Here is a 12,753-nt window from a genome sequence, read left to right on the forward strand (position 1 = left end):
AAAAGGGGCTGTTGCACAGGCAACAGTCCCTTTTGGGTCGCGGGCCGCGGCCGGGGGTGTGGATCTTTCCACACCCTTTTTTTACACCTCGATCCCGTATTTCCTGATCCGGTACTGGAGATTTTGACGCTGGATCCCCAGCTCTTTGGCGCTGCGGGTAATGTTCCCCTGGTTCCGGCGGAGGGTTTCCTCCAATAGGTACATTTCGTAGCTGGCCATTTTTTCCGCCAGGGTACGGCCCGGCATATCCGGAGGCGGGTCCTGGCGCCCGGACCGGGGCAGGGCGGATCTCTTCCGGCTGGTCTCCCTGAGGGAGGGGGCCGTCCAGGGGGCACGGATAAAGTCCGGAAGCAGGTCATCGGTGAGCTCGTTGCCTTCCGCCAGGTTCATGGCATAGTCCAGTACATGGAACAGCTCCCGGACATTTCCCGGCCAGCTGTACTGCTGCAGCTGCCACAGGGCTTTGGGGGCAATATGGGTAAGGGGATAGGCATAGCGGCTGGCGCAGCGGCGGAGGTAGAAATGGCACAGGGCTTCCAGATCATCGATCCGATCCCGGAGCGGGGGAATCTGGAGCACCATGGTGGCCAGCCGGTAAAACAGGTCTTCCCGAAGCCGGCCGGCCCGGACCAGCTGGAAGGGGTCCTTGTTGCAGGTGGAGATCACCCGCACATCCACTTCCCGTTCCCGGGTCTCTCCCACCCGGCGGAAAACACCTTCCTGGAGTACCCGGAGAAGCTTGGCCTGCATGGCCGGACTCATGGAATTCAGTTCGTCCAGGAACAGGGTCCCTTCATGGGCGGTTTCCAGCAGACCTTTCCGGTTGGTGGAACCGGTATAGGCCCCGGCTACGGTACCGAACAGGATGCTTTCAATGAGGCTTTCGGGAACGGCGGCGCAGTTGAACACCACCAGGGGCTTGTCTTTCCGGCGGCTCAGCTGGTGGATGCTTTGAGCCAGGATTTCCTTGCCGGTGCCCGTCTCTCCGTAGATCATGATGTTGCTGTCCTGGGGAGCCACCTTTCGGACCGTCTTTTTCAGTTCCTGCACGGATGGAGCTTCTCCAATGAAATCCTCCAGGTCATAGCTGCGCTTTTTCTTTTCCTGTCCCTGAGCCAGGGCCAGGTTCTGGGCCCGGTTCTGGAGCTGTTCCAGCAGCTGCCGCCGTTTGTCCAAGAGAAACACGTCTTCTTCAAAGTCGATGGCCGCCGTCAAAGTCCTGTTCTCAAAGACCGGATGGGCGGTGTTGAAAGTGTAGTGTTCCTTTCCGTCCATGGTTTTGTACCGGCAGAGCCGGTTCCGGATCTCTTTCTGTTCCCGGATGCAGGACAGGGTGGTGCTTTCTTCTGAAGTCACATTGACCACGGACAGCAGAGCTTCTCCCCGATACGGACTGTTTTCCGGCACACCCATCATCTGCCGGGCCTTCCGGTTCATGAAAATGGCTTTCCCCAGAGGAGAATAAATGTAGACTGCTTCATCCAAAAGGTCCAGGGCTTTTTCCAGAAAATGGATATAAGATGTCATCATGCCCTCCTTTTATGCGCAGAAAAATTTTGCAGATGCAGAATGATTTTGCATTTCTCTTTTCATTATGCCTGTTTCCCAGGGCAAAGGCAAGAGAAATCTGCTTCAGAAAGGCAGAAATTTGTTGTAAATGAAATAAAACAGGGTGAGAAGAAAAAGTATGCAGTATACATAGGAGATTTTTCCGGAAAACAGAGGAACTGGTATCCAATTTGCATAATAAAAAGACAGAAATCAACAAACGCAGCCACAACTGCAGAATCTGGGAGGGATTGCAATGAATGCGCAGACAACCGACAAAAAGGGCATCCGCTGGGATGTCTTCGTCCCCTGTTTCCTGATCATCGGCGGAGCCGCCATCCTGGGGGTGGTGAACAACGCCTGGCTGACAAAGGTGACCCAGGCCATATTCGGCTGGTCCCTGGAAACCTTTGGCTGGCTGTATCAGTGGGTGGCCCTGGGCACCCTGATCCTGATCACCCTGCTGGCCTTTTCTCCTCTGGGGAAGATCCGGTTCGGCGGACCCAACGCCAAAGCCAAATTCTCCTTCGGTGCCTGGTTTGCCATGACCCTGACCGGAGGCATTGCCACCGGGCTGATCACCTACGGGGTCAATGAACCGTTGATCTATTACGGCAGCATCTACGGGGAACTGAAGGAAACGGGCATTGCTCCCTTTACGCCGGAAGCCTCTTTCTTCGCCATGGCACGGTGTTTCTACAACTGGACTTTTATTCCTTATGCCATGTATGCCCTAAGCGGTGTGATCATTGCCTACATGTATTACAACCGGAAGAAGGAACTGTCCGTAGCCGCGTCCCTGACTCCTCTCTTCGGGGAACGGGTGACCAAAGGCTTCTGGCGGGCAGCCATTGACACTCTGTCGGTGCTGGCCATCGCCCTGGGGCTAGCGGCTTCCCTGGGTGCCGGGCTGGCTCTGGTGGGCACCGGGCTTACGGCTGCCTACGGAATCAAACAGGGGCCGGTGGTCTGGTTCATCCTGACGGCCGTCATCACCGCCACCTTTACAGTTGCCTCCGTCATGGGTATCGACAAAGGGATCAAATGGCTGGCCAACCTGACCACCAAGATCTTCTATGCCCTGCTGATCCTTTTAATCATCATCGGGCCCACCGTGTACATCCTGAACATCACCAATGTGGGGATGGGCTACTGGCTGGACCGGTTCTGGACCTGGGCCCTGGATCCCTACCTGGCGGAAGGGAAAGCTCTGGTCACCTGGTGGACCATGTATGACTGGGCCATCTGGATCGCCTATGCACCCCTCATGGGGATTTTCTTTGCCATGATCGCTTACGGGCGCACCATCAAACAGTTCCTGCTGATCAACTGGATCCTGCCGGCAGTGTTCGGTCTGGTGTGGTTCTCCGTCTGGGGCGGCACAGCTCTCCAGTGGCAGATGGACGGCCGTGTGGATATTGTCCAGGCCATCAAGGCCGGGGGCGCGGTATCCGGGATCTGGACCTTCCTCCAGGCCATTCCTTTTGGGGGCGTGCTGATCCCGGTGATCATCATCACCCTGATCGCCGCTTTCTCCACTACTGCGGACACCATGTCCACCACCATTGCAGCTCTGTGCACCAAAGGAGCCAGCCATGATGAAGAACCGGCTCTCTGGCAGAAAGTGGTCTGGGGGGTCTCCATCGGTGCCATTGCCGCCATCATGGTGGCCTTCGGCGGCGGGGAACAGGGAGTCGACGGGGTGAAATTCCTGGCGGCCTGCGGCGGCTTTGTGGTGCTGGCCATCTTTATCCTTCAGGTGGCAGCTGCAGTGAAGGTGTTCTTTATGGAAAAAGAAACCAAAAAGGACATTGTGGACAGTGAAGATCTGATCGAGACACCGGAAGGGAAGTGACACCATGGCTGAGACAATTATCCTTGGACCGAAAATCAATCTGGAAGATTTTATGGCCGTGGCCCGGTTCCATGCTCCGGTGGAATTTTCTCCCGGGTATTGTGAACGGGTGAACCGGTCCCGGGCCCTGGTGGAAAAATGGGTGGAAGAAGAAAAAGTCATGTACGGGGTCACCACCGGTTTCGGGGCCCTGTGCACCAAAGCCATCAGCAGGGAAGAAACTGCCCAGCTCCAGGAGAACATCATCCTGTCCCATTCCGTGTCCGTAGGGGAACCTCTGCCGGAAGAAGCGGTCCGGGGAACCCTTTTGATGATGCTCCAGAATCTGGGCCAGGGATACAGCGGGGTCCGTCTGGAAGTGCTGGAACAGGTCCGGCAGTTCCTGAACCGGGGAGTGACGCCCTGGGCTCCTGGAGACGGCAGCGTGGGATACCTGAGCCCGGAGGCCCACATGGCCCTGGTGATCACCGGACGGGGAAAAGCTTGGTATCAGGGGAAACTGCTGGAAGGCCGGGACGCCCTGGCACAGGCGGGACTGGAGCCCCTTACCCTGGCTTCCAAGGAAGGGCTGGCCCTGGTGTCCGGCACCACGTCTCCCACGGCCCTGGGAGCCATCGGTCTTTATGATCTGCTCCAGGCGGCCCGGACCGCCGATGTGGTGGGGGCCATGAGCCTGGAGATCCTCCAGGGGGTCATGAATGCCTTCGATCCCCGGGTCATGGCCGTCCGGCCCCATCCGGACCAGGCCAAAGCGGCGGAAAACGTCCGGAACCTGCTGGCGGATTCCCAGGTGATTGCCGCTGCCCAGGGGAAAAGAGTACAGGATGCCCTGTCTCTCCGGTGCATCCCCCAGCTCCACGGGGCGGCCCGGAAAACCCTGGAAGATGCCAGGAGAACCCTGGAAATCGAAATGAATGCCTGCTGCGACAATCCCATCCTGTGGCCGGAGCCCGGGAACGAGGACGTAATCTCCGCCTGCAATGCGGATTCCGCCTATGTGGGGATCGCCATGGATTCGTCCTGTATGGCGGCCACCATGATGGCCAAAATGTCCGAACGGCGGAACAACCGGCTCATTGACGGAAATCTGTCCGGGTACCCCTGGTTCCTGATCCAGAATCCGGGGCTCAATTCCGGGGTGATGATTCCCCAGTACACCCAGGCGGGGCTGCTGAACCAGATGCGGATCCTGTGTACTCCTGCGGTGATTGACAACACGCCTACCTGCGGGAACCAGGAAGATTATGTGGCCATGGGATACAATGCGTCCCTGAAATCCCTGAAAGTGGCGGAGAAACTGGAATACATCCTGGCCATTGAGCTGCTGTCCGTCTACGAGGTCCAGCCCTTTGTGGACGGAAGCCTCCGGCGGAGCAGCGCCAGCCGGCAGGTGCTGGAGGAAATCGCCCAAACAGTGCCGGAAATGAAAGAGGACATGTACCTGTATCCCCATATCGAGTTCCTGAAGAAAAAGATCCACGACGGAAGCATCCTTCGTTGGGCGGAAGAAGGAATGGGGAAGAAGCTGGTGTAAAAAGAAGGTGCTGCTCGTTGCCTGCAGCACCTTCTTTTTGTCCATAAAACGTCCCCTGCTTTAGTGCAATACTGGAATAAAAACGACAAAGTATACTGTATACAATAAAAAGAAAATTCAAAATCGTGTCCCGAGTGAAAAATATTTGACATTCTTCTGACTTTTTTACAGTACAATAAATCCGTAAGACAAAGGGGATTGCGCAGGAATCCCCGCAAACGGAAAAGTGAATAGAAAAGGAGTGATCAATGTATGGAAATCTTAACCAACCCCATCGTCGTCTCCGTAATTGTCATGTCCGTCTTGTGCCTGCTCAAGATGAACGTCCTGTTCGCCATCCTGGTGGCAGCCATTGTAGCCGGAGCCACCGGCGGCCTGGCCATTGACAAAACGGTGAGCATCCTGATCGGCGGGATGGGCGGCAACTCGGAAACCGCTCTCAGCTACATCCTGCTGGGGACCCTGGCAGTGGCCATCGGACGGTCCGGCCTGGCAGACATTGCAGCACGGAAAATCACCAAGGTGGTAGGGACGAAAAAAACAGCCTTTGTATTCCTGATCGCTTTCGTGGCCTGCTTCTCCCAGAACCTGATCCCGGTACATATTGCATTCATCCCTATCCTGATTCCCCCTCTGCTGGTGGTAATGAACCATATGAAACTGGACCGGAGAGCGGTTGCCTGCGCACTGACCTTCGGACTGAAAGCCCCGTACGTATCCCTTCCTGTAGGGTTCGGGCTGCTGTTCATGACCATCATCAAGGATCAGATGGTGGCCAACAACGTAATGGTTTCCATCAGTGACATTTCTTCCGTTATGTGGATCGGCGGTGCCTCTATGTTGGTGGGCCTGATCCTTTCCACCATTTTCTACAGCCGTGACCGGGAATACAAGGACCTGCCCATTATGGGCCAGGATGAAAAAGCCGGGGAAACGGAAATGAACGCGGACTGCTGGAAAGCCCTGGCCGGTGCCGTAGCCGCCTTTGTGGCCCAGCTGTACTTCAAATCCCTGCCCATCGGCGCCATGTGCGGCCTGCTGGTGATGCTGGTTACTGGTTCCATCAAATGGAACAAGATGGATGAAATGGTGGATGGCGGCGTCAAGATGATGGGCTTCATCGCCTTCGTTATGCTGGTGGCTGCCGGTTATGCCAATGTGCTCCGGGAAACCCATTCTGTGGAATCCCTGGTTATGGCCACCACGGCTGTAATCAACACCAAATTCAGCGGCGCCTTCCTGATGCTGGCCGTGGGCCTGCTGATCACCATGGGCATCGGCACTTCCTTCGGGACCATCCCTGTGGTGGCTTCCATCTACATCCCCATGGGCCTGAAACTGGGCTTCAGCATCCCTTCCATCATCCTGCTGATCGGGATCGCCGCAGCACTGGGGGATGCCGGTTCTCCTGCTTCCGACTCCACTTTGGGACCCACCTCGGGGCTTAACGCGGACGGACAGCACAACCATATCTGGGATACCTGCGTACCCACCTTCATTTTCTTCGATGTGACCCTGTTCATCGGCGGCCTGATCGGCGCCATGATCCTGGGCTGACTGGATAACAATCAGGGGCTGCCAGGCAGCCCCTTTCTATGGAATTCACTTGTAAGGAGGAAAATCACATGCTGAAAGATGTAAAAGCCATTAAAGAAGTCGTACTGAACGGGAATGACCTGACCCTGGAACAGCTGATCGCCGTCAGCCGGTACAATGCCAAGCTGAGCTTCGATCCTGATGCTGTGGACCGGATCAAGGCTTCCCGGGCTCTTATCGATGATATCGTCAACAGTGACCGTGTGGTTTACGGGGTTACCACCGGGTTCGGCTCCCTGTGCCGGGTCCACATCTCCAAAGATGACTGTGCCCAGCTCCAGGAAAACCTGATCCGTACCCATTCCTGCGGCTATGGGAAACCTCTCAGCCGGGAAGTGACCCGGGCTGCCATGACCATCCGGGCCAACGCCCTGGTGAAAGGCTATTCCGGCATCCGGCTGTCCACCCTGCAGACCCTGGTGGATATGATCAACAAAGGTGTCCATCCCTACATTCCGGAAAAAGGTTCCCTGGGGGCTTCCGGTGACCTGGCGCCTCTGGCCCACATGGTCCTGCCCATGCTGGGGCTGGGTGATGCGGAATACCAGGGCACGGTAATGCCCGGCAAGGAAGCCATGGAAAGAGCCGGCATCCCCATTATCCATCTGGAAGCCAAGGAAGGGCTGGCTCTCATCAACGGCACCCCGATCCTGACCGCCATGGGCGTGTTTGCCCTGTGGGAAGGCATGTCCCTGCTGAAACAGAGCGACATTGCCGCCGCCCTGTCCGTAGAAGCCCAGCGGGGCATCATCGATGCCTATGACGAACGGCTCCATGTGATCCGCCCCCACAGAGGGCAGCTGGATACCGCCTACAACATGCGGAACCTGCTGGCCGGCAGTACCTATGTGACCCATCAGGGCCAGCTGAAGGTGCAGGATGCCTACTGCCTGCGCTGCGTACCCCAGATCCACGGGGCCAGCAAGGATGCCCTGGGCTTTGTGAAGGACAAAGTGGACATTGAAATCAATGCGGCCACTGACAACCCCATTGTGCTGCCGGATGGTGACGTGATCTCCGGCGGGAACTTCCACGGCGAACCCATGGCTCTGCCCTTCGACTTCCTGGGCATCGGGATCTCCGAAATCGCCAACGTTTCTGAACGCCGTCTGGAACGGCTGATCAACAACTCCCTGAGCGGATTCCCCTCCTTCCTGGTGAAACATTCCGGCCTGAACTCCGGCTTCATGATCACCCAGTATGCGGCAGCCGCTCTGGTCAGCGAAAACAAGGTCCTGGCCCATCCTGCTTCTGTGGACTCCATTCCTTCCTGCGAAAACCAGGAAGACCTGGTCAGCATGGGTGCCCATGCCGCACGGAAAGCCGGAGAAATCGCCTTCAACGCACGCCGGGTGGTGGCAACGGAAATCCTGGCCGCCTGCCAGGCCATCGACCTGCGGGAAGGGGAAGGCTTCAAACTGGGCGCCGGTACTCAGGCTGCCTATGATGCAGTCCGGAAGACCAACGATTTCATCGCCTACGACAAGGACATCGAAATGTTCAAAGAACTGGAAAAGATCACCAACCTGGTCCAGGAAGGCGGTATCCTGGATGCAGTAGAGGACAAGGTGGACCTGAAGTTCTTCTGAGAAATCCCATAACCATCCCTCTGGAGGCTGTTGCTTTTGCAACAGCCTCCATTTTATGCACAAAAAAAGACTGCCGCGGCTGCGGCAGTCTTTTGGCTGCAAAAATCAGAAGCAGACTTTGTTGGGGTTCAGGATCAGGTTGGGGTCGAAGACTTCCTTGATGCCCTGCATCAGGGAAATGGTGGTGTCGCCCAGGTTTTCTGCCAGGAACTGGACCTTGCCGAAGCCGATGCCGTGTTCCCCGGAAATCTGGCCGCCCAGTTCCGTGCATTTGGCGTACAGCAGATGCATGAACTGTTCCACGGATTTCTTGAATTCCATCAGATCCATGTCGTTGGCACAGGTGTAGATGTGCAGGTTGCCGTCCCCGGCATGGCCGAACATCTTCACTTCGAAGGGGAAGTCTCCCTGGATTTCCTTGATGTACAGGACAAAATCCGGGATCTTGGATACAGGGACCACCACGTCACATTCATCCAGCAGCTTGAACTGTTCTTCGATGCCTTCCAGGAAGGAGGAACGGGCTGCCCAGGTCTTTTCCAGGAACATGGGAGTATCTGCCACCAGCACATCCAGGGCACCGGCTTCCAGGAGCATTTCTGCCGCTTCTTCCACCTGTTTGTCCAGCAGGTCCCGGTCGTTGGAATCCAGGGTCACCAGGAGATAGGCACCCACTTCCTGGCCTTCCACTTCTTTCGGGAAGACGCTTTTGCCCATGTAGGCTTCGGAAGATTCCAGGATTTCCTTTTCGAAGAATTCCAGGGTCTGGGGATCCAGGCCGGAATGTTTGATGGCCGGCACGGCACCGATGCCGTCAGCCAGTTCCGCAAAGGGAACGATCAGGGTTACATGGCATTTGGGCGGGGCAATCAGTTTCAGGGTCAGTTCCGTAATGATCCCCAGAGTGCCTTCAGAGCCGATGATCAGGTTCAGCAGGCTGTAGCCGGAAGAGGTCTTGGAGACGGGAGCCCCCAGATGGATCACTTTCCCGGTGGGCAGGACCACGGTCATGGCTTGGACGTAATCCCGGGTGGTGCCGTATTTTACGGCCCGCATGCCTCCGGCGTTGGTGGACACGTTGCCTCCCAGGGTGGCGAATTTTTCGCCCGGATCCGGGGGATAGAACATCCCGTGGGCCAGGGCGTCCTTGGACAGGGTGTCCAGCAGGACCCCGGGCTGTACCCGCACGTTCATGTTCTTTTCGTCATAGCCCAGGATCTGGTTCATCCGGGAGGTGCACAGCACCAGGCCCCGCTGGACCGGAGTGGCTCCGCCTGCCAGGCCGGTGCCGGCGCCCCGGACGGTGACCGGGATGTGATGTTCGTTGCACAGCTTCATAATGGCGGCGATTTCTTCGGTGCTTTCCACATCGATGGTGGCTTCCGGCATGCCGATGCCGTAAATGGGCATATCATCATGGGTGTAGTCCGGGTTGATGTCTTCGCCGGTGATCACCCGTTTTCCAGAAATTTCACGGAGTGCTTCCAGCACATCCGGTGTAATCGGATTGTATTCGATCATTGTACAAGCTCCCCCTTCGGTTCTATAAAAAGAAACATGGGGATAGTATAATCAATTTCTTACGGACTGTAAAGAACTTTCTTAATATTTGGTAATCCGTGAAAACTTATCCATCCACCGGATACAGAATCTTTTCAGAGAAAGCAGACGAAAAGGGGAAACCTATAGTATAATGAACTATAAAACATGATGGAAAGGGTAAGTGTGGGTGGACCATGGAACAACCAATCGGGAAAAAAATCATACTCAGCCTGGCCCTGGCAGGAAGTCTCTGCCTGCCGGTAGTGGCAGATGCAGCAGCACCGGTGCATGACCTGCGGACTTTTGCTCAGACAGACGGAACGGAACCGGCTGCCGGCTCCGGAGAAACGGCTCTGGCTGACAAAAAGGGACCGGCCAAGACCGGAACCCAAAAGCCGGGGATGGAAGCAGCCGGGAAGGACAGTGTCAATCCGGTCCAAAAAGCCGATGATCTGCGCCGGACCCGAGAAGTGGACTTTTCCCTCCAGCGGGGTCAGCTGCTCAGCGAAGCCATCGGGGATATTGACGGAGATGGCGTGGAGGAAGTGGTGGATCTTATGGGGAATCCCCTGGTGGATAAATCCAGCTACATGGGGGATATGTACCTGATCGTCCGGGAAACCGGCGCTGCCGGGGCCAACCGGGTGAAATACTACTACCGGCCTCAGAACCTGGGAGGCTACAATGCCTACCTGACCCTTGCGGATGTGACTGGAGACGGGTATCCGGACGTGATCATTGCTGCGCCCAGCGGCGGCTCCGGCGGGATGGTCTCCTACCGGATCCTGGATGTGATCGACGGGAAGCTCCAGGAGGTGTTCGGCCAGGAAGAGAACCGGGGGGTGTCCATGGTGGGCACTTATCTGCCGGATTACCGGGCCAGCCTGTCCTTCCCGGATCTGAAACAGGACATGGTGCTGGATCTTTCCGGGGAGAAGGACGCCTACCGGAACCTGAACGTGTACAATGAGGACGGCAGCCTGAAAGAATCCGGCCTGCGGCCCTATATCCAAAACCTGAGTCAGCTCAGTGCCCTGGACGTGAACGGGGACGGGGTGGATGAAGTGATCACCATCCAGAAGGTGCTGGGGGTGCTGAACGCGGACCCCCTGGGCTATGTACGGATTGTGTGGGAATACCGGGCCGGAGGCTGGGAACCCAGGAACGTGGGGTTCCAGGCGGAGCTGTACACCAAACCCACCTATACCAGCGGAGACAAGGTCACCGGAGAAAGCGGCTACGAAATCGTTTCCCTGAAGGTGCCGGCGGAAAACGGGGCGGTGGAATATCCCCACTTCCAGAAGCTGGATGGGAAACTGGCCTGGAAACTGAACCATGGCATCGAATCCTTTGTCCGGAATCAGCTGAAGAACGTGTCCATCGGCACCCGGCTGAACCTGGATTATGATGTGAAATACAGCGGCCGGCACTATGCCAGCATTATGGTCCTGGGGCTCCTGACGGAACGGGACAAGAGCCAGGCCATTACCCGGTGCTGGAACTTCAATATGGATACCGGAGAGGAAGTGGCCCTGAAGGACATGATCCGGCCCTGGGGAAAATTCTGGCGGATGGTGGAAAAGGAAACAGCCGCCGGCGGACTGCTGCTGAAGCCGGAAGACGTGACTGGCTATTACTTCGATGGAGAGGCTCTGGGCCTTTTGTACGGTGACCAGAAGGAATACGATCTGGAGGCGGAAAAGGTCCTGCCGTTCCTGACGAAAAACCGTCCCGGGGAAGTATTTTTGACTAGCCAGTCAAATGAAGAAAACGTGAAAAAAGAAGTAAAAAACGTAGAAAATAAAGAAAAAACCTCTAAATAACAGGTTTGAATCTGGAAATTGCATACGATATAATATACAAGGTTTTCTATAACTGTTTCACGATTGCAGTACATGCCCGCAAGGGCAGGATTTTAGGAGGATTGTCCATGTTAGGAAAGAAAAAAGCGATATCCATCGGGATGGCTCTCCTTCTGCTGGTAGGCGTTGCCGGCTGCGGCAGCAAGACCACACCGGCGGCGGGAGACGTGGCTGTAAAGTCCATGAAGGTCATCAAGCGGGATACCCCCATTACCTATGATTACACCGGCTTCGTGGAAGCGGCCAATGACGTGCAGATCAAGAGCAAGGTCACCGGTACCATTGTCCAGAAACTGGTGAACGGCGGGGATTATGTGGAAGCCGGTCAGCTGCTCTATGTAATCGACCCCCGGAACTATCAGAATTCCGTGCTGAATGCCCAGGCCAATTTGGCCAATGCCCAGGCCACTCTGGCCAATGCCCAGCGGGATGCCGCCCGGTACCAGACCCTGTATGAACAGGGGGCTGTAAGCAAACAGACCGCGGACCAGTACAACACCCAGCTGGCTCAGGCCCAGGCTGCCGTGGATGCCCAGTCTGCCATCCTGGCTTCTTCCCAGGTGGATGTAAGTGATACCCAGATCGTGGCTCCTTTCTCCGGGAAGATCGATACCAATCCTCTGGCGGAAGGTTCTTTCGTAACGGCCAACTCCACGGTGCTCACCACCATTTCCGGCAGTGATCCCATGCGGGTGCGGTTCTCCGTATCCCAGGCGGATTACCTGGATATCATGAAAGGGAACACCAACAACGGCACCAAGCTCCAGAACGTGACCATGAAGCTCAGCGACGGCACCACCTATCCGGAAAAAGGTTCCGTGACCCAGGTGGACCGGGGCGTCAGCGACACCACCGGTACCCTGACCCTGAAGGCGGAGTTCCAGAATCCCAACGGGGTGCTGCTGCCCGGTATGTTCGCCAACATTTCCGTGGTGGGTTCCACGGTGCCCAACGCCATCCTGGTGCCTCAGCGGGCTGTCACCGACGTGATGTATAAGCATTTCGTCTATGTGATCAACAGCGACAACACCGTCAGCATGAAGGAAGTCCAGCTGGGGGCCCGGATCGGGAAACTGTGGCTGGTGAAGAGCGGTCTGGACGGTACGGAAACCGTTGTGGTGGAAGGGGTCCAGAAGCTGAAGGAAGGCGCCAAAGTCAACGCTTCCCCTATGACGGAAGCGGATCTGGATACCACCGACACGACCCAGACCAGCGGGAAGTAAGGAG

At 56.5% G+C, this 12,753-nt stretch carries 8 protein-coding genes; 6 read left to right on the top strand and 2 right to left on the bottom strand.

What is annotated here, in order from left to right; translation table 11 throughout:
• Positions 1-81: 81 nt before the first annotated feature.
• Complete coding sequence (locus FX155_RS01815; protein ID WP_154487609.1) at positions 82-1,530, bottom strand: sigma-54 interaction domain-containing protein; 1,449 nt, start codon at positions 1,528-1,530, stop codon at positions 82-84.
• Between the two features lie 274 nt (positions 1,531-1,804).
• Here FX155_RS01815 and FX155_RS01820 point away from each other — a divergent pair, with 274 nt between their 5' ends.
• The 4 genes from FX155_RS01820 to hutH all read left to right on the top strand — a co-directional run bounded on the left by FX155_RS01820 (position 1,805) and on the right by hutH (position 8,122).
• The gene (locus FX155_RS01820; protein WP_022486781.1) at positions 1,805-3,403 is read left to right on the top strand and encodes a BCCT family transporter; all 1,599 of its coding nucleotides are present in this window, start codon (positions 1,805-1,807) and stop codon (positions 3,401-3,403) included.
• Positions 3,404-3,407: 4 nt separating this feature from the next.
• Complete coding sequence (locus FX155_RS01825) at positions 3,408-4,937, top strand: HAL/PAL/TAL family ammonia-lyase (protein ID WP_022486782.1); 1,530 nt, start codon at positions 3,408-3,410, stop codon at positions 4,935-4,937.
• Between the two features lie 252 nt (positions 4,938-5,189).
• Positions 5,190-6,494, top strand: coding sequence for a Na+/H+ antiporter family protein (locus tag FX155_RS01830; RefSeq protein WP_154487611.1), 1,305 nt, complete (start codon positions 5,190-5,192; stop codon positions 6,492-6,494).
• A 68-nt stretch (positions 6,495-6,562) separates the two neighbouring features.
• Complete coding sequence (gene hutH, locus FX155_RS01835) at positions 6,563-8,122, top strand: histidine ammonia-lyase (protein WP_154487613.1); 1,560 nt, start codon at positions 6,563-6,565, stop codon at positions 8,120-8,122.
• A gap of 105 nt (positions 8,123-8,227) precedes the next feature.
• Here hutH and FX155_RS01840 read toward each other — a convergent pair whose 3' ends face one another.
• Positions 8,228-9,643, bottom strand: coding sequence for an FAD-binding oxidoreductase (locus FX155_RS01840; RefSeq protein ID WP_022486786.1), 1,416 nt, complete (start codon positions 9,641-9,643; stop codon positions 8,228-8,230).
• A gap of 215 nt (positions 9,644-9,858) precedes the next feature.
• Between FX155_RS01840 and FX155_RS01845 the strand changes: the two genes are divergently transcribed.
• Together FX155_RS01845 and FX155_RS01850 are read left to right on the top strand one after the other, a co-directional pair.
• Positions 9,859-11,487, top strand: a complete 1,629-nt coding sequence (locus FX155_RS01845; RefSeq protein ID WP_154487615.1) for an FG-GAP repeat protein — start codon at positions 9,859-9,861, stop codon at positions 11,485-11,487.
• A 107-nt stretch (positions 11,488-11,594) separates the two neighbouring features.
• On the top strand, positions 11,595-12,749 hold the full coding sequence (locus tag FX155_RS01850) for an efflux RND transporter periplasmic adaptor subunit (RefSeq protein ID WP_022486788.1): 1,155 nt from the start codon (positions 11,595-11,597) through the stop codon (positions 12,747-12,749).
• Positions 12,750-12,753: the final 4 nt, after the last annotated feature.

This window comes from Acidaminococcus fermentans, assembly GCF_009696675.1.
Lineage (GTDB): Bacteria > Bacillota > Negativicutes > Acidaminococcales > Acidaminococcaceae > Acidaminococcus.